The organism is Rhizobium sp. RU36D (genome assembly GCF_900176345.1).
GTDB lineage: Bacteria > Pseudomonadota > Alphaproteobacteria > Rhizobiales > Rhizobiaceae > Allorhizobium.
Window position 1 is genome coordinate 67,316 of record NZ_FWXU01000012.1, and the last position, 15,183, is coordinate 82,498.

Here is a 15,183-nt window from a genome sequence, read left to right on the forward strand (position 1 = left end):
GCTTCCAAGGAAGGAGCCAGAAGCATGCACCCTTAAAGGCCTCCTCAGGCCGGCTCGGCCAGTCGCTTTTCCCACATCGCCTTGAAAGCGGGGCGGGCCTGGCAGCGCGCAAGCCAGGCCGAGACGGCGGGATGCGCGTCCATCAGCACGGTATAGGGCGAAGCATAGCGCACGATCTCAGCCATGTTGACATCCGCCGCGGTGAAGCGGCCACCCACGGCATAGTCATTTGCCTCGAAATGCTTTTCCAAGACCCCGAACGGGCGTCGCAGCAGGCGCGCATGCACCTCGGCTTCCTCGCGGCCGGCCTCGGTCGCCAGCTTGCCCTCGGCGGACTGCGTGGAGATCTTCAGCGCCGTGCTCTCGATTTCCGTGGCGGCGAACAACGACCACTGGGTCATCAGCGCATCCTCCTCGATGGTCTTCGGGCCGAGGTCGCCGCCATATTTCTTGGCGAGATACAGCGTAATCGCCAGGCTTTCGTTCAGAACCAGGCCATTGTCCTCGAGCGTCGGGATGGCGCCCATCGGATTGACGGCCATGAAGGAGGGGGTGCGGGTGTTAAGCGGCGCGTCGGCGGCATAGGGGTCGGCCAGCCGATAGGCCTGGATCACCGGGATATGCTCGAAGTCCAGGCCGATTTCGCCCGCCATCCAGAGATTGCGCGTGGCGCGGGAACGATAGACGCCATAGATCTTCAGCATGCCGGTCTTCTCCTCAAGAGTGTTTCGCTGGTCGGAAGCTAGCCCCAAACGCCCGCCCGACAAAGCGCGTGGCAGTGATGCCAGCGTGAATTTTTGTGAAGCGTCGGCGGGCAGGCGGGCCTTATGGTCCACCTTGACAACCCATGAGGTCCTGATTTCAGCTGACCCCATGGAAACGATTATTGTCAGCTTGGAACCCGCGCTTCAGACTGAGATCCAGGACCTGTTGCGGCAATCCGATGCCGTGGCCGCCGCGCTCTATCCCGGCGCATTTCGCCGGGCCATTACGGCGGCATCGCTGAATCATCAGGGCACCCATGTTCTTGTGGCACGCCGTGCCGGAAAGGCGGCGGGTCTCTGCGTCCTGTTCGACCGTGGCGATGGGGCGATGGAACTGAAGCGCATGATCGTGGATGAGGCCGCCCGGGCAACCGGTGTGGGCGTGGCGCTGGTGCGTGCTGCGCATTCCACTGCGCGCAATCTGGGAGCCTGCACCCTCCTGCTGGAAGTCGGCACACGCAATCTTGCAGCCCAGGCGCTCTATGCACGCGAAGGCTATCGCCTGCGAGATGCCTTTGCCCCGTATCATCCATCACCGATAAGCCTGTTCATGGAGCGGGATCTGGTTGAGCTGCAACAGGCCCATCCTGATTCTTGACAGAGACAAACCTAGCCGCTATGCGGGTATCAAGGTCGGCAGACCACCTAGGCGTCACCGCCCCGTAAGGGGAGCTAAACCTGCCATCGATACCTTCGACCGACACATTTTTCCGTGCCTCGTCGCAAGCCGGTGACCATCGACACTCCTTTTCGGCACCACCAAAGGGAAAAATGCGATGTCGCGTACGCTCATTCCATATCATGCCGACGACCTGTCGGCGCTTGCCCGCGCGCTGAAGCGCGAAATCGACGCCCGTGAAAAGCTGCCCGGCCATGTCGAATGGCTGAACATCCTGGCCCGTGCCACCGGCCACCGCAACTTCCAGCATTACAAGGCAGAGGTCGCGGCCGTATCACCGCTTGCCTCGACCCCTGTCACGCTACCAGATGTGAGACGGCCGGCGCCTGAAGCCATCGACATGAAAAGGGTCGATGCCGTGGCCCGTTGCTTCGACGACAAGGGCGTTCTGACCCGCTGGCCGGCCAAGACCAACCATCAGCGGCTCTGCCTGTGGCGGCTCTGGAGCGTCTTTCCGGCCGAACGTGATCTCACTGAGCAGGAGGTCAACGCCTTCCTCAAGGCGCGCAATGGTTTTGGCGATCATGTGCTGCTGCGGCGGGAAATGGTCAATGTCAAGCTGATCGATCGTGACCGCGACTGCCGCCGCTATCGCCGCATCGAGCAGCGCCCGCCGGCCGAGGCACTCGCGGTCATCCGCGCCAGGCAGGAACTCGCGGCATAGCGGATCGTCTTCTCCAGACCTCAGATGCACTGGGGTGATTTTCGCCGGACGTTTTCTGGCCTATGGATTAAGAGAATCGTCCCCGCCTGCAGATTGGAAAGAAGATGCCCCATATCGCCGTAAAGATGTTTCCTGGACGCACCGAAACGCAAAAACAGGAGTTCTCCGAAAAGGTCGTGGAACTGGCCATGACCGTATTCGGATCGAGCGCGTCGTCACTCTCGGTTTCCATCACCGAAGTGGAGCCGTCTCAGTGGGACGCAAAGGTCTACGATCCTGAAATCGTCGCGGCAGGAAGCGACCTATACAAGCGTCCCGGCTACGGCGCCTTGGCAGGCTCCTGAACCGGGTCAACTCTTCCGGTTGCCCGTCACCACCAGGTGCGGCCAGTCGGAAGCATCGTCGATCAGTTCGCCTGTGGCGGTATCCTTCCAGCGATAGCCGATAACGGCGCCCTGGGGTGTCCGGTCCATGACGTTGTTCGAGATGATCGCGGTGCCGGAGCCTTCGACCACGCTGACGGCGATGCCGACGGGCGCATTGCGGATCACATTGCCCGACGCCACCACGGATTTCAGATAGGGCCCCCAGCCCAGCGCCATTCCCCATTTCGGCGCGTTCTCGATCACATTGCCGGTCACGGCCGTGTCGCCCTCCACGGCAATCCCGAAGCCGAAGCCGGCACCGTCATGCACATAGGGGCCGTCGAGTTTCAGGTTGCGAACCACATTGCCGGATACCGTGGCCAGCCTGCCGTCCTCGTCGAGATTGACCACCAGGATGCCGTTCGCCGCGCCATCGACAATGTTGTCGGCGATCACCGCCCCCTGGAAGGCGAATTCCGCATAGATCGCCGTCTCGCCGCTGCCGAGGCACTGGTTATCCGTGATCTGCACATTGGAAGCCGAATTGGCGCGGATCGCCGAGAAGGCGCAGTCGGAGACGAGATTGCCCGAGACGATGACGTTGCCGGCGCGGAAGATGTTGATGCCATTGCCGTTCTGGCCCGTGCCGCCGGCAAGTGCCGCGATGCGGCGCACGCGATTGCCGGTCACCACAGTTGCATCGGGTCCGTTGCTCCAGCGATGCACCAGGATGCCGCCATTGCCGCAGTCGGAGACGGTATTGCCCTCGATGGAAAGCCCCGCCGCCTCCACGCTGTAGAGGCCGGCCAGCGCAGCACCAGAGATCCTGCTCTGGAAGACCCGCCCGCCGCAGCGCTCCATCTGCAGCCCGTGCTTGCGGCTGCCGACAATCTCGCAATTATCCAGGATCACCTCGTCCACCCCGCGCAGGGCTATGAGCGCCGGTGCGTAATCGGCCAGCCAGCGGTTTGACCCGTCGAGCGTGATATTGCTGATCTCGATCCGCCGGCCGCCTTCGGCGCGCAGCAGATGGCCTTCCCCGCCATAGACGAGACGAGTCGCACCGGCCACGCCGGTCAGTCTCGCCCCGTCAGGCAGTTCGAGGTTGGAGACGTTGTAGCGGCCGGGCGGCAGGTACAGCGGCAGGCCGCTGCGGGCCGCCTGGTTGATCAGCTTCTGCAGCGCCCGGCTCTGGTTATCGGCCGCGCCGGGCACGATGCCCTCGGCGCTCGCATCGATCGACCCGCGCAATTCGATCGGCGTGATGCTGGGGGAGGCGGCCTTGGCCCTGCCAATGCCGGCCACGCCGCAAAAGGAGGCGGCGAGCGTCCAGGCTACGCCGGATGCCAGGAAGGCGCGGCGCCCGGCCATGTCTCGCGTCTTGTCCATAGGCCTGCATCCATCCAGCTATTTTGTTGCAAAGATTCTGTGCGATTTGCCCTAGATCAAGGCAAATGTCCGCAGGTCACGTAAATTGCTCGCAACATCGTTAATGGAGGCTTCCATGTTACGCCTTGCCGCAGTACTATACATCCTGGTCGCAGCAGCGGCTGCGGGCGCGGCGGTAACAGCGGTGTTGTCCTTGCGCCTTCTGGAGGGCTGGCAGATCGCCGGTGCCTTTCTCGCAGGTTGCGTCGTTGCGTTACCGATTGCGTATGTGCTCGCCCGCAAGATTTATGCGGCCATTGCACCTCGTTCTGTTTGAGTAGTGTTCTCTTCAGTTTGAGATGAGCGTTGGCTGGTGCCTGGCGGGGCACCAGAGGCGGGCCTGTGAATGCCATCTCATTGCAGAGCCTCACGGCGGGAGGCTCGACCGGTCGGCTGCACGGGGCAGCCGACCGGTTAACTCACGTTTGCCTTGCGCCAATCCCAGGAAGCCAGCGACCAAACGCGCAGGTGCGATCTGCTCTATCCGTGATCGCCGGTGATCTCGCCCGGCTCGGCACCAATCTCGGCTTCAAACTGGCGATAGCGCTCCTCGAAGCTGGCGACGAAGCGCTCGTAGAGCCGCGCGAAATCGGCCATGTCCTGCTCCGGCCAGTCTGCGAGGATGCTGGCGACGGCCTCCATCTTCACCTCTTCCATCTGGGCCAGCAGCCGGTAACCATCCGGCGTCAGGGTCACGATGGTCCGCCGGGCATCCTCCTGGGAGGCCTGGCGCTGCAACACGCCGCGCCGCACCAGGTCCGCCACCACGCGGCTGCCGCGGGAGGGGTCGATATGCATCTGCTCCGCAATCGCGCCGATCGTTACTTCCTGCTTCTGGCTGAGCCGCCTGATGATGCCGATTACGTCGATATGCGACAGCTCAAGCCCCGCGCCCATCTTGCGGATGGCAAGCCGGCCGATGAAGCGACGGCCGATCAGAAGGCGCATGCGCGTCATGCTGCGGGCGATACTCGTCGTATCGTCTTCATGTTCGCGGGGCGGGCAGTGGAGAGGTGTCTTGTCCTTCATGGCAGAGCCTATAGCAGGTCCGCTCCGGCTCCGCAATCAAATACATGACATCAGCATATAAATGACATTGACATATAAATGCCAAGGGCACATAACACCGGCATTCCCGATGGAGCACGTCAATGGACAGCAACCGGCCTCTTTCCCTCAAAGCCGCAGCGCCGGTATCCGGCATCGATATCGACATCCCTGCAGCGCCCACCACGCCCATGGCGGAGCCGCCGCTGGTGGCGGATCCGAAGCTGCGGGTCGTAGTCTTCCTGATGCTGCTGACGGCCATGTTCATGGCAACCCTCGACAACCAGATCGTCTCGACGGCCTTGCCGACCATCGTCGCCGAATTCGGCCAGCTCGAGCGCTTCGGCTGGGTCGGCTCCGCCTATCTGTTGGCCACCAGCGCCGTCATGCCGCTTTATGGCAAGCTCGGCGACCTCTTCGGCCGCAAATATGTGATGATCGCGGCCGTCTCCATCTTCACGCTCGGTTCGCTGGTCTGCGGCCTGGCCGTGTCGATGAACACGCTGATTGCTGCCCGCGTGCTGCAGGCGCTGGGCGGCGGCGGCATCATGGTGTCGATCTTCTCCATCAATGCCGACCTGTTCGAGCCGCGCGAGCGCGCCAAGTACCAGAGCTATTCCAGCCTGGTCATCATGGCCTCCGGCGCTGCCGGGCCGATCCTCGGCGGCACTCTCAGCGATCTCTTTGGCTGGCGCTCGATCTTCCTCGTCAACCTGCCGATCGGCATCGCCGTCGTAATCTGTCTCGCCATCCTGCTGCCGTACCGCAAGCCGAAGCGCAAGCCGAAGATCGACTATGCCGGCGCCCTGCTTCTGGCCGGTGCTGCCGCCAGTGTCGTGCTCTGGGCCGATAGCAGCGTCATGTTCGGCTCGTTGATCGCCCCGCAAAGCCTTGCCGTCATCGCCTTTGGCCTTGCCTGCGTCGCCGGATGGATCTTTGTCGAGCGCCGCGTGGAAGAGCCTGTCGTTCCGCTCAGCCTGTTTGGCAACCCCACCATCTGCCGCCTGCTGCTGATCTCGCTTCTGACGGGCGGCATCGGCATCGGCATGGTCAACTACATGGCGCTGTTCCTGCAGACGACGAAGGCGCTGACACCGACGCTTGCCGGCCTGATGTTCGTCGCCACCGCGGCCGGCATCAGCTTCGGCTCGATCTTTGCCGGCCGCATGATCTCCAAAACCGGGCGCTACAAGATCTTCTCGATCATCGGCGCCAGCATCGGCGTCGTCGCCTTCCTGGTCTTCGCCTTCTTCGTGCACCCCACCACATCGATTCCGCTTCTGGTGGTCATCATGCTGGCCCAGGGTTTTGGCATCGGCTTTGGCCAGCAGGTCCCGGTTCTGGGCGTGCAGAATGCGGCCAATCCGCGGGATGTCGGTGCGGCCACCGGCACGGTCACCCTGGCGCGCATGGGTGGTGCTGCGATCGCCATTTCCATCTATGGCGCCATCGTTGCCTCCAGCATCGGCCATCTGCCGGCGCCAATCGCGGGCGTTGGCAATATCGAGGAACTGACGCCGAAAATGCTGGCGGCCCTGCCGCCGGAAACGCAGCACGTCATCGCCAGCACCTATGCCGATGCCTTCTTTCCGCTGTTCCTCACGGCGGCGGGCATCTGCCTCCTGACCCTGCTGACGGCCCTGTCGCTGAAGAACATCCTCTTGCCGGTGGAGACCGCCGGCAAGAAGGCCTGAGCGCACATCGCCACCAGCCTCGCGCCAGCCGCGGGGCTCATACTCGCGGCAATATGCAATTGTCGCGAGCGGTGATCCGATGAAGAAGACTATGTTCCCCCTGGGCCGGCTCATGGGCCATGGCCTCGCGCTGGCCGGCCTTTCGCTGCTCTCCGGCTGCATCCTGGTCACCGATACCAGCCGCATGAATATCGAGACCTTCCAGGACGAAGTGGCGCCGGTCTATTACGATCCGGCACGTGTGCAGCCAAGTCCGGTCCAGCCGGTGCCGCAGACGCGCGAGCTCTACAAGACCCAGTTCCACCAGACCTACGGCCTACCGATCGATCGCCCGCTCAACAAGGTGCTCTACGATACGATCCGCGACGATGGCTATACCCTGCCGCCGATCCCGATCAGCCGCGTCGATCCGCAATATCTGCGCCAGGAAGTGGCCTATCAGACCACCGAAAAGCCAGGCACCATCGTCGTCGATACCAAGACGCGCCATCTCTATCTCGTCCAGAGCAATGGCAAGGCCATCCGCTACGGCGTCGGCCTCGGCCGTGACGGCTTTGCTTGGTCCGGTCGCGGCGTCATCCAGCGCAAGGCCAAGTGGCCGCGCTGGACACCGAGCGACGAGATGGTGTCGCGCCAGCCGAACCTGCGCCAGTTTTCCGCCGCAGAAGGCGGGCTGGAAGCCGGCCGCAACAATCCGCTCGGCGCCCGCGCGCTCTATATCTTCGCCAATGGCAAGGATACGCTCTACCGCGTCCACGGCACCCCGGACTGGCAGTCGGTCGGCCGCGCCACCTCGTCGGGCTGCGTGCGCATGTTCAACCAGGATGTCATCGATCTCTATGATCGCGTCGGCGACAAGGCCGAAATCGTCGTCTTGTAAGACCAGGGCATGATGCCGAAAACTCTATGCGGTTTTCGGTCGACATCATGCTCCGAGAAGGCGTTTGTGGCGCATCTGCCACAGTCACCTCAAGGGTCGCCCCGGGACACGTCGTTGTGAGGGAACTTGATCGAAACGGGACCGTTTCAGGATTGCTCGCAGCCGCAAGCTGCGAGTATCCCTGGGCCGGTTCCGGTGCAGTGCACTGTCTAGGCAGTGCCGCATCACGGTCGTGCACTCACGAATACGGGAAGTCCTTTTTTCATGTCGTCTTCCAACACTTTGTCTCGACGCGGTTTTCTGACGTTTTCGGCGCTTGGCGCCGCAGCTGCGCTCACCTCCTGCGCATCCTACCGCTCTGGCGCCTCCATCACCGCCACCCCCGTCTATGGCGATGGCATCGGCGTGCCGATCCGCGCGTCGGGCTACGGCGCATCGCCGGAACTCGATGCCATGTATGGCGAGGTGCTGGACAACGGTTACCTCATCCCCGCGGTCCCCTATGAGCGGATCGATCCGCGCTTCTATCGCCAGCGGGTCGTCGATCCCACCGGCCAGCCGCCCGGCACCATCGTCGTCGATACGCCCTCACGTTTCCTCTATCTGGTGGAGTCCGGCGGCACGGCCATGCGCTACGGCGTCGGCATCGGCCGCGAGGGGTTTGCGTGGCAGGGGCAGGGCGTTATCCAGTGGCGGCAGAAATGGCCGAAATGGACCCCGCCGGACGATATGATTCGCCGCCAGCCGGAGCTTGCCCAATACTCCGCCGCCAATGGCGGCATGGCGCCGGGGCTCACCAACCCGCTCGGCGCGCGCGCGCTTTATATCTTCCAGGGCGGGGAAGACACGCTCTACCGCCTGCACGGTTCGCCGGAATGGAACTCCATCGGCCGCGCCGTCTCCTCCGGCTGCGTGCGCCTGATGAACCAGGACATCATCGACCTCTACGACCGCGTGCCCAACAAGGCGCGGATTATGGTGATGCAGTAGGAGAGATGTTGGATGGCGGGAAAGATTTCTAAGGTCGTGCCGCCATACCCCCCTCTGCCTTGCCAGGCATCTCCCCCTCAAGGGGGGAGATCGGCCAGAGCCGCTAACGCCTTCAACCTGTAGAAAACACAGCCTGCAAATAACCATGAGAGCGAGGCGCTGCCGCGATTCGATCTCCCCCCTTGAGGGGGAGATGCCCGGCAGGGCAGAGGGGGGTACAAGGACGACGCGCCTGCAGATTTTAGTGCCTGGGGGGATGGCCGCACGACGCGCCAGCAGACTGGAACGCCTGCAGGGCAGGGGGGTGGTATCCGCTCTCGAGCCTACCTCACCCCACCTTGTCCAACTGCGCCTTCAGCGCATTCACCCGGTCGCGCAGGTCCTTGAGGTCGGCCCAGGTGCAGCCGGTGGCGGCGCCGATCGACATCTGGATGCCGAGCGCCTGGCGCTTCAGGGCGGCACCGTCCTCCGTCAGTGAAATCAGCACCTGCCGCTCGTCGTCGGGGTCCCGCTGGCGCGTGATCGAGCCGGCAGCCTCGAGCCGCTTCAAGAGCGGCGACAGCGTGCCCGAATCAAGCCCCAGCTTTTCGCCCAGCGCCTTCACCGTCAGCTGGTCCTGTTCCCACAGGGCCATCATCACGAGGTATTGCGGGTAGGTGAGGCCGAGCGGCTCCAGCAGCGGCTTGTAGGCGCGGTTGAAGGCATGCGCCGCGCCGTAGATGGCAAAGCAGATCTGCTGATCGACCGGGAGGGGGCCTTCCAGCTGCTTCTGGTCCTTCATGCACGTCTCCTGTCAAGTCGAGGCGATTGTCGCAAGTCGTCAATCCCGGCGCAATGCGCAAATATATATTGCGCACAATCGAATTGTGCGATATCTAATCTCTATCGTCAACCCAGACAAGGAGGTTCCCATGCCAATTCTCTATACGACCCAGGCTTCTGCAGCAGGCGGCCGCGCCGGCCGCGCCGTAACCGACAACGGCGTCCTGGACGTCACGCTGACGGTGCCCAAGGAACTCGGCGGTGATGGTGCTACCGGCACCAATCCCGAGCAGCTTTTCGCCGCCGGCTATTCGGCCTGCTTCCTGGGTGCATTGAAATTTGTCGCGGGCAAGGAAAAGGTCAAGATCCCGGACGACGCGACCATCACCACCAAGGTCGGCATCGGCCCGCGCGAAGACGGCACCGGCTTCGGCATCGAAGTCTCCATCACCGCCAACCTGCCGGGCATCGACCGCGACGTCGCCGAAAAGCTGGTCGCCGCCGCGCATATCGTCTGCCCCTACAGCCACGCCATGCGCACCTCGACGGAAGTTCCGGTCTCGGTCGCCTGATAGCTATACCGCAACAGCTCAAGTTGGAAGGCCGGCAGCAATGCCGGCCTTCGACGTTCGGGGCGGCTTCGCTGCCTCAAGTTCCGCAATAATCTTGTCTTCAGCAATAGATGCGCTATCTTCTTTCTTAAGAAAGGATGCGTCCATGCTCCAGACCATTCAGCCCGCCACCACCGCCCCCTCGGAAGCTGCGACCGTCAGCAAGGCCGTCATTGCTGCCGCCGACCGTCTCGGCGTGTCCGCGCGCCAGCTCGCAGGTGTGCTGGGGCTATCGGAAGCCAGCATATCCCGCATGAAAAAGCGGGAATTCCAGCTGGAGCGGGGGACGAAGCCGTTCGAGCTGGCCTTGATCTTCATCCGCCTGTTCCGATCGCTGGATGCGATAACAGGCGGTGACGAGGCCGTGGCGCAGCAATGGTTGCGAAGCCCCAACACGGCGCTCGCCGGCGTGCCGCTCGACAAGATCAGCTCGATTTCCGGAATAACAGATGTCCTTGCCTATCTGGACGCCCGCCGCGCTCTCGTCTGAATCCCGGCCGCTCGCCGGATCGTTCTGGCGCCTCGTCGAGGCCCAGCATCAGGTTTCGACCATGAAGCTGGTGGAGACGGTGGAGGAGCAGGCGCTGCTCGAAAGCCTGCTGGAGGAGACCAAGCCGGTGCTGCCGCCGGAATGCCGGGGGCTCGACTATCTCCTGGCGACACCGTTTCGTTATGGCGCGGTCTATCCGCACGGCTCGCGTTTTCGCCGGGCCGGGCGCACGCTTGGCGTCTATTATGCCGCGCGATCGGTCACCACGGCGCTGGCAGAAATGGTGTTTTACCGGCTGCTCTTTTATGCCGAGTCGCCCGGCCTGCCGTTTCCAGCCAATCCGGCCGAATACACGGCCTTTTCCGCCGAGGTCGCCACCAGCAGCGCCATTGACCTGACGGAGCCGCCGCTTTCGGCGGATGCGCAGCACTGGACGGACCCGCGCAGCTATGACGCCTGTCAGGCCTTGGCGGAGCGTGCGCGCGAAGCGGAGATCGAGGCGATCCTCTATCGCTCGGTCCGCGATCCCGCCGGAGGCGACAATCTCGCATTGCTCAGCGCCCGCGCCTTCAGCCGCCCAGCCCCGTTGGAACGCCAGACCTGGCGCGTGCATCTCCAGCGCCGGACCATCCAGGCGCTATGCGCTTTTCCACGGATGCAGATCGGTTTTTCCATCGCGGATTTCGCGGGCGATGACAGGCTGAAACCGCAGCTGGACTAATGGATCTCGGGCGTCGCGATCTATCGCGATATATGCTGCAGATCCCGGCGCAGCGCATCCGCATCGCCTGATTCCAGTCCCGCCTCGATCTCCGCATGGGTCTCGCGCCAGATCGGCAGCGCCGCTGACAGCACCGCGATGCCGGCCTCCGTCAGCCGCAGCCGCTTGCCGCGTTTGTCTTTGGGGTCCGGCTCGATCGACACCCAGCCACGCCGCTCCAGCGGTTTCAGCGCAGCGGTCAGCGTGGTGCGGTCCATGGCCAGCAGCGAGGCAACCGGCCCCATGGGCGGCGGTTCGGGGCGGTTCAGCGACATCATCAGCGAAAACTGGCCATTGGTCAGGCCCAGGGATTTCAGCGCCGTGTCAAAGCGGCGGGCGAGAGCCCGGGCCGCGCGTTGTGCATGCAGGCACAGGCAGGTGTCGCGGACAAACAGGGTGGTGGAAAAAGGAATCACAGGCTGGTTTGACATATCCAGAATATGTTGATATCAACGTAAAAAGTCAACGAGAACCAAATAGCAACGTCTGCAGGAACTGGGTTCCGGGCCGGCTTTGCCAAACGGACCAATCCAGAGCTTGAGGAGGCAGACATGGATCATCCCGTTGTTTCGCGTGAGGAGTGGCTTGAGGCGCGGCGCGCCTTGCTGGCCGTGGAAAAGGAGGAGACCCGGCTGCGTGACAGGATCCGCGCCGAGCGCCTGGCGCTTCCTTGGGTGCGGGTGGACAAGAACTATGTGTTCCATGCCCCCGAGGGTCAGAAGAGCCTGGCCGACCTGTTCGATGGCCGCAGCCAGCTCTTGGTCTATCACTTCATGTTCGGCCCGGATTGGGAGCAGGGCTGTGAAGGCTGCTCCTTCTTCGCCGATCATATCGATGGCATGCTGGTGCATCTCAACAATCACGACGTCACGCTGGTCTGCGTATCCCGCGCGCCGCTGGACAAGATCGAGCCCTACAAGCGCCGTCTTGGCTGGAAATTTCCCTGGGTGTCGTCCTTTGGCTCGGATTTCAATTTCGACTACCACGTGTCCTTCACGCGGGAGCAGTTGGACTCCGGCTCGGTCTATTACAATTTCCGCCAGACCCCGCGCGAACAGGCCCATGACGAACTGCCGGGCATGTCGTGCTTCTATCGCGACGACAAGGGCGACATCTTCCACACCTATTCCAACTATGCCCGTGGCGGCGAAGAAATGCTCGGCACGCTGATGGCGCTGGATGTCGCGCCCAAGGGACGCAATGAAGGCTCCACCATGGATTTCGTGCGCCGCAATGACGAGTACCAGCAGAAGCCGAAGGCCGGCAGCTGTTGCAGCTGAACCCGAGGACCTGAAGGAGGAGACAGGTATGGAATTTTCCAAGCCAAGCGAGAAACACAAGTTCCTGGAACGCCTGGTGGGCGAGTGGCTCTTCACCAAGACCATGGGCAGTGAGGACTATGATCACACCGATCCGGCCAAGGCCTGGACCGAAAGCGTTCGCTCGCTCGGCGGGCTGTGGTTTATTGCCGAGGGCAGCGGCCCCATGCAGGACGGCACCCGCACCACGATGATCATGACCCTGGGCTATGATCCGCGCAGCGAAAGCTATGTCGGCACCTGGGTCGGCTCTATGATGGACAAGCTCTGGATCTACAAGGGCTGGGTGGAGCCCGATGGCCAGACCCTGACACTGGAATCCGAAGGCCCGTCCTTCGATGATCCCACGAAAACAGACATTTATCGCGATGTCATCCAGTTCCTGGATGACGACCGCAGAACCTTTTCCGGCAGCGTGCGGCAGGCGGATGGCACGTTCAAGACCTTCATGAGCAGTGAATGCAAACGGGTCGGCTGAGACCGACCGCGAGGAGAACACGGATGCACGGAAGTTTTATCTGGTACGAACTGGTCACCCCCGATCCGGCGGCGGCAGTGGAGTTTTATGGCAAGGTAGTCGGCTGGGAGAGCCGCGACAGCGGCATGCCCGGCGACTTCAAATATACGATCGTCCAGGTGCCTGGCTATCCCATGGGGGTGGGCGGCGTTATGGAACTCACGCCCGAAATGGCCGCCGGTGGCGTGCCGCCCAACTGGGCAAGCTACGTTGCCGTTGACGATACCGATGCCATGGTGGCCGCCTTCGTGGCCGAGGGCGGCGTGTCCTGCATCCCAATCAAGGACATTCCCGGCGTTGGCCGCTTCGCCGTGGTCGCCGACCCGCAAGGAGCGGTCATCAACCTGTTGAGCCCGTTCCCGCCGGAAGGCGGCATGCCGCCGGAACCGCCCGCCAATGCTCCCGGCACCTTCGGCTGGCGCGAACTGATGACCACCAACAGCGCCGCAGCCTTTGACTTCTATTCCCGGATGTTCGGCTGGCAGAAGGACATGTCCGTCGACATGGGCTCGATGGGCGTCTACCAGACCGTCAAGCTCGGCGACACTATGATCGCCGGCATGATGGACAAGCTGCCGGAAATGCCGCGCTCTTTCTGGGGCTATTACATCAATGTCGAGGCGGCCCAGGCCGGCCTGGAACGCGTGAAGGCCGCCGGCGGCCAGGTGCTCGAAGGCCCCATGGAAGTGCCCGGACCCTCCTGGATCGTGCAATGCATCGATCCGCAAGGCGCGCATTTCGCGCTGGTCGCGCCGAAGGTGTGACGGGCCGTAAGACGGCATGGTCAGACCTGATCGGGGGAGGGCATCTCCGTCCCGGTCTTCTTTGATCACCCGATCTGACGCGCAGACGTGCTTGGCCGTCTGCCCCTCATCCACCTTTCGGGCACCTTCTCCCCGTAAACGGGGCGAAGGGATATCTGCTAGCGCCGCGACCATCCCCTCTCCCCGCCTGCGGGGAGAGGGCTAGGGTGAGGGGCGGAGCCAGAATTGAAAACAGGTCACACTGGCGGGACAGTGCTCTTATATTGCTCTCCGCACGCATGAATAATCATATCCCCGATCATGAAGCTCACTCCATGAAACTTGCGCATATCAACCTCGTCGCGCGAGATGCGCAGGCCCTGGCAGCCTTCTACATCGACGTGATGAAATGCGAATTGCTTCGCTCTCCCAGGACCCTATCCGGGGAGAAAGTCTCGCGCGGAAATGGTCTTGCGGATTCCGAGATACTTTCCATCTGGCTCAAATTCCCCGGGATCGAGCATCCATTCCTGGAGATTCACCAGCACAAAGTCATCCATCCGCGCGAACGGCCGCGGGTGAATGAACCAGGCTTCGGCCACCTGTCGTTTGAGGTTCACGACCTCGCACAAGCGATCTCGGACATCATCCAAGCAGGCGGCTCGCAGATAGCTGGAACCACCGATTTCGGCACGCCGGGAAAGCCACGCCTGATTGTCTATCTGCGCGATCCCGAGGGCAATGTGCTGGAGCTTGAGCAATCAGGTTCGGCGCAAGGCCTTCCGCAATAGCAATATGGGGCAGAGCAGGGCGCAGATGGCCTCCACCAGCCTTTGTCACGCCTTGCAGCCAGTTACTTCGCCTTGGCTGGAGCGCGCTTGGTCTTCTTCGGCGCCGCGGCTTCGCCGCCGCCTTCGGCCTCGCGCAAAAGACGCAGCGCCTTCAGCTTTTCGGTCTTGTTGTCCCGTGCGTTGGCTTCGGCCTCAATGATGGCGCGTGCCGTCTGGTCGGTTGCAGCCGCCTTGTCGCGGGCATTGACCTTTTCGGGCTTGAAGAATTTGTCTTTGGTCGCAGTCATGAAAAACCCTCCGGTATTGAAATGCGTCGGGTACGCTTCAGCGGCGTCGCACCCGGGCGGGTGCAGATGCGGCGACACCGGGTGCCACCGCTTGTCAGTGCTGGGTCCGGACAGGCCGGACCCGGAACGGCTGACGATCAGCGGGCGCCAGCGCCAGCAGCGCGCATCGGCGCCTTCTTCGGCGCGGGAAGCAGGCCTTCGCGCTGCATCTTCTTGCGGGCGAGCTTGCGGTAGCGGCGAACCGCTTCGGCCTTTTCGCGCGCGCGCTTTTCCGAGGGCTTTTCATAGGCGCTGCGCGCCTTCATTTCCCGGAATACGCCTTCGCGCTGCATCTTCTTCTTGAGCACGCGGAGCGCCTGCTCCACATTGTTGTCACGGACTAGAACCTGCAA

At 62.8% G+C, this 15,183-nt stretch carries 21 protein-coding genes; 14 read left to right on the forward strand and 7 right to left on the reverse strand.

Translation table 11 applies throughout. From position 1 onward, the window contains the following. Positions 1–44 precede the first annotated feature (44 nt). Positions 45–704, reverse strand: coding sequence for a glutathione S-transferase family protein (locus B9A97_RS16010; RefSeq protein WP_084366358.1), 660 nt, complete (start codon positions 702–704; stop codon positions 45–47). A 169-nt stretch (positions 705–873) separates the two neighbouring features. On the opposite strand from B9A97_RS16010, the gene B9A97_RS16015 reads away from it, so the two are divergent. The 3 genes from B9A97_RS16015 to B9A97_RS16025 all read left to right on the forward strand — a co-directional run bounded on the left by B9A97_RS16015 (position 874) and on the right by B9A97_RS16025 (position 2,451). Continuing rightward, positions 874–1,362: a GNAT family N-acetyltransferase gene (locus B9A97_RS16015; protein WP_179145306.1), complete on the forward strand. Its 489-nt coding sequence runs from the start codon at positions 874–876 to the stop codon at positions 1,360–1,362. A gap of 178 nt (positions 1,363–1,540) precedes the next feature. Then, positions 1,541–2,107 (forward strand): DUF2087 domain-containing protein, encoded by a 567-nt coding sequence (locus B9A97_RS16020; RefSeq protein WP_084366360.1) that lies wholly within the window; start codon positions 1,541–1,543, stop codon positions 2,105–2,107. A 104-nt stretch (positions 2,108–2,211) separates the two neighbouring features. Then, a complete protein-coding gene (locus tag B9A97_RS16025) occupies positions 2,212–2,451 on the forward strand; it encodes a tautomerase family protein (protein WP_084366361.1) in 240 nt (79 codons plus the stop codon). Positions 2,452–2,457: 6 nt separating this feature from the next. On the opposite strand, the gene B9A97_RS16030 is transcribed toward B9A97_RS16025, so the two are convergent. Further along, positions 2,458–3,861, reverse strand: coding sequence for a TIGR03808 family TAT-translocated repetitive protein (locus tag B9A97_RS16030; protein WP_244564256.1), 1,404 nt, complete (start codon positions 3,859–3,861; stop codon positions 2,458–2,460). Positions 3,862–3,976: 115 nt separating this feature from the next. On the opposite strand from B9A97_RS16030, the gene B9A97_RS16035 reads away from it, so the two are divergent. Then, positions 3,977–4,177, forward strand: coding sequence for a hypothetical protein (locus B9A97_RS16035; protein ID WP_084366362.1), 201 nt, complete (start codon positions 3,977–3,979; stop codon positions 4,175–4,177). 203 nt (positions 4,178–4,380) lie between these two features. Here B9A97_RS16035 and B9A97_RS16040 read toward each other — a convergent pair whose 3' ends face one another. Beyond that, a complete protein-coding gene (locus B9A97_RS16040; RefSeq protein ID WP_084366363.1) occupies positions 4,381–4,929 on the reverse strand; it encodes a MarR family winged helix-turn-helix transcriptional regulator in 549 nt (182 codons plus the stop codon). Between the two features lie 209 nt (positions 4,930–5,138). Here B9A97_RS16040 and B9A97_RS16045 point away from each other — a divergent pair, with 209 nt between their 5' ends. From B9A97_RS16045 to B9A97_RS16055, 3 genes are all read left to right on the forward strand, one after another. After that, on the forward strand, positions 5,139–6,641 hold the full coding sequence (locus B9A97_RS16045; protein ID WP_244564261.1) for an MDR family MFS transporter: 1,503 nt from the start codon (positions 5,139–5,141) through the stop codon (positions 6,639–6,641). Positions 6,642–6,732: 91 nt separating this feature from the next. Beyond that, entirely contained in the window at positions 6,733–7,521 is a 789-nt protein-coding gene (locus tag B9A97_RS16050) for a L,D-transpeptidase (protein WP_244564262.1), read from the forward strand. A gap of 264 nt (positions 7,522–7,785) precedes the next feature. Further along, positions 7,786–8,511 (forward strand): L,D-transpeptidase, encoded by a 726-nt coding sequence (locus tag B9A97_RS16055; RefSeq protein WP_084366366.1) that lies wholly within the window; start codon positions 7,786–7,788, stop codon positions 8,509–8,511. 328 nt (positions 8,512–8,839) lie between these two features. On the opposite strand, the gene B9A97_RS16065 is transcribed toward B9A97_RS16055, so the two are convergent. Beyond that, a complete protein-coding gene (locus B9A97_RS16065) occupies positions 8,840–9,292 on the reverse strand; it encodes a MarR family winged helix-turn-helix transcriptional regulator (RefSeq protein WP_084366367.1) in 453 nt (150 codons plus the stop codon). A gap of 130 nt (positions 9,293–9,422) precedes the next feature. Here B9A97_RS16065 and B9A97_RS16070 point away from each other — a divergent pair, with 130 nt between their 5' ends. The 3 genes from B9A97_RS16070 to B9A97_RS16080 all read left to right on the forward strand — a co-directional run bounded on the left by B9A97_RS16070 (position 9,423) and on the right by B9A97_RS16080 (position 11,095). Beyond that, positions 9,423–9,845: an organic hydroperoxide resistance protein gene (locus B9A97_RS16070; RefSeq protein ID WP_084366368.1), complete on the forward strand. Its 423-nt coding sequence runs from the start codon at positions 9,423–9,425 to the stop codon at positions 9,843–9,845. A 145-nt stretch (positions 9,846–9,990) separates the two neighbouring features. Then, a complete protein-coding gene (locus B9A97_RS16075; RefSeq protein WP_084366369.1) occupies positions 9,991–10,374 on the forward strand; it encodes an MbcA/ParS/Xre antitoxin family protein in 384 nt (127 codons plus the stop codon). Then, positions 10,334–11,095: an RES family NAD+ phosphorylase gene (locus B9A97_RS16080; RefSeq protein WP_084366370.1), complete on the forward strand. Its 762-nt coding sequence runs from the start codon at positions 10,334–10,336 to the stop codon at positions 11,093–11,095. The genes B9A97_RS16075 and B9A97_RS16080 overlap by 41 nt, the downstream gene beginning before the upstream one ends. 20 nt (positions 11,096–11,115) lie before the next feature. Here B9A97_RS16080 and B9A97_RS16085 read toward each other — a convergent pair whose 3' ends face one another. Next, complete coding sequence (locus tag B9A97_RS16085) at positions 11,116–11,565, reverse strand: MarR family winged helix-turn-helix transcriptional regulator (protein ID WP_084366371.1); 450 nt, start codon at positions 11,563–11,565, stop codon at positions 11,116–11,118. 120 nt (positions 11,566–11,685) lie between these two features. Between B9A97_RS16085 and B9A97_RS16090 the strand changes: the two genes are divergently transcribed. The 4 genes from B9A97_RS16090 to B9A97_RS16105 all read left to right on the forward strand — a co-directional run bounded on the left by B9A97_RS16090 (position 11,686) and on the right by B9A97_RS16105 (position 14,504). Next, on the forward strand, positions 11,686–12,414 hold the full coding sequence (locus tag B9A97_RS16090) for a DUF899 domain-containing protein (RefSeq protein WP_084366372.1): 729 nt from the start codon (positions 11,686–11,688) through the stop codon (positions 12,412–12,414). Between the two features lie 28 nt (positions 12,415–12,442). Next, complete coding sequence (locus tag B9A97_RS16095) at positions 12,443–12,931, forward strand: DUF1579 domain-containing protein (protein ID WP_084366373.1); 489 nt, start codon at positions 12,443–12,445, stop codon at positions 12,929–12,931. Between the two features lie 23 nt (positions 12,932–12,954). Further along, positions 12,955–13,734 (forward strand): VOC family protein, encoded by a 780-nt coding sequence (locus B9A97_RS16100; protein WP_084366374.1) that lies wholly within the window; start codon positions 12,955–12,957, stop codon positions 13,732–13,734. Positions 13,735–13,997: 263 nt separating this feature from the next. Continuing rightward, positions 13,998–14,504 carry a VOC family protein gene (locus B9A97_RS16105; protein WP_244564257.1) on the forward strand — a complete coding sequence of 169 codons (507 nt, stop codon included), beginning with the start codon at positions 13,998–14,000 and terminating at the stop codon, positions 14,502–14,504. Between the two features lie 62 nt (positions 14,505–14,566). Here the strand turns inward: B9A97_RS16105 and B9A97_RS16110 are convergent, their stop codons facing one another. Together B9A97_RS16110 and rpsU are read right to left on the reverse strand one after the other, a co-directional pair. Then, positions 14,567–14,791: a hypothetical protein gene (locus B9A97_RS16110; protein WP_084366376.1), complete on the reverse strand. Its 225-nt coding sequence runs from the start codon at positions 14,789–14,791 to the stop codon at positions 14,567–14,569. Positions 14,792–14,928: 137 nt separating this feature from the next. Continuing rightward, positions 14,929–15,183 carry a 30S ribosomal protein S21 gene (gene rpsU / locus B9A97_RS16115; RefSeq protein WP_084366377.1) on the reverse strand — a complete coding sequence of 85 codons (255 nt, stop codon included), beginning with the start codon at positions 15,181–15,183 and terminating at the stop codon, positions 14,929–14,931.

Coding starts and splice junctions, on each gene's coding strand:
- B9A97_RS16010 (WP_084366358.1), bottom strand. CDS start 704: ATGCTGAAGATCTATGGCGTCTATCGTTCCCGCGCCACGCGCAATCTC.
- B9A97_RS16015 (WP_179145306.1), top strand. CDS start 874: ATGGAAACGATTATTGTCAGCTTGGAACCCGCGCTTCAGACTGAGATC.
- B9A97_RS16020 (WP_084366360.1), top strand. CDS start 1,541: ATGTCGCGTACGCTCATTCCATATCATGCCGACGACCTGTCGGCGCTT.
- B9A97_RS16025 (WP_084366361.1), top strand. CDS start 2,212: ATGCCCCATATCGCCGTAAAGATGTTTCCTGGACGCACCGAAACGCAA.
- B9A97_RS16030 (WP_244564256.1), bottom strand. CDS start 3,861: ATGGACAAGACGCGAGACATGGCCGGGCGCCGCGCCTTCCTGGCATCC.
- B9A97_RS16035 (WP_084366362.1), top strand. CDS start 3,977: ATGTTACGCCTTGCCGCAGTACTATACATCCTGGTCGCAGCAGCGGCT.
- B9A97_RS16040 (WP_084366363.1), bottom strand. CDS start 4,929: ATGAAGGACAAGACACCTCTCCACTGCCCGCCCCGCGAACATGAAGAC.
- B9A97_RS16045 (WP_244564261.1), top strand. CDS start 5,139: ATGGCGGAGCCGCCGCTGGTGGCGGATCCGAAGCTGCGGGTCGTAGTC.
- B9A97_RS16050 (WP_244564262.1), top strand. CDS start 6,733: ATGTTCCCCCTGGGCCGGCTCATGGGCCATGGCCTCGCGCTGGCCGGC.
- B9A97_RS16055 (WP_084366366.1), top strand. CDS start 7,786: ATGTCGTCTTCCAACACTTTGTCTCGACGCGGTTTTCTGACGTTTTCG.
- B9A97_RS16065 (WP_084366367.1), bottom strand. CDS start 9,292: ATGAAGGACCAGAAGCAGCTGGAAGGCCCCCTCCCGGTCGATCAGCAG.
- B9A97_RS16070 (WP_084366368.1), top strand. CDS start 9,423: ATGCCAATTCTCTATACGACCCAGGCTTCTGCAGCAGGCGGCCGCGCC.
- B9A97_RS16075 (WP_084366369.1), top strand. CDS start 9,991: ATGCTCCAGACCATTCAGCCCGCCACCACCGCCCCCTCGGAAGCTGCG.
- B9A97_RS16080 (WP_084366370.1), top strand. CDS start 10,334: ATGTCCTTGCCTATCTGGACGCCCGCCGCGCTCTCGTCTGAATCCCGG.
- B9A97_RS16085 (WP_084366371.1), bottom strand. CDS start 11,565: ATGTCAAACCAGCCTGTGATTCCTTTTTCCACCACCCTGTTTGTCCGC.
- B9A97_RS16090 (WP_084366372.1), top strand. CDS start 11,686: ATGGATCATCCCGTTGTTTCGCGTGAGGAGTGGCTTGAGGCGCGGCGC.
- B9A97_RS16095 (WP_084366373.1), top strand. CDS start 12,443: ATGGAATTTTCCAAGCCAAGCGAGAAACACAAGTTCCTGGAACGCCTG.
- B9A97_RS16100 (WP_084366374.1), top strand. CDS start 12,955: ATGCACGGAAGTTTTATCTGGTACGAACTGGTCACCCCCGATCCGGCG.
- B9A97_RS16110 (WP_084366376.1), bottom strand. CDS start 14,791: ATGACTGCGACCAAAGACAAATTCTTCAAGCCCGAAAAGGTCAATGCC.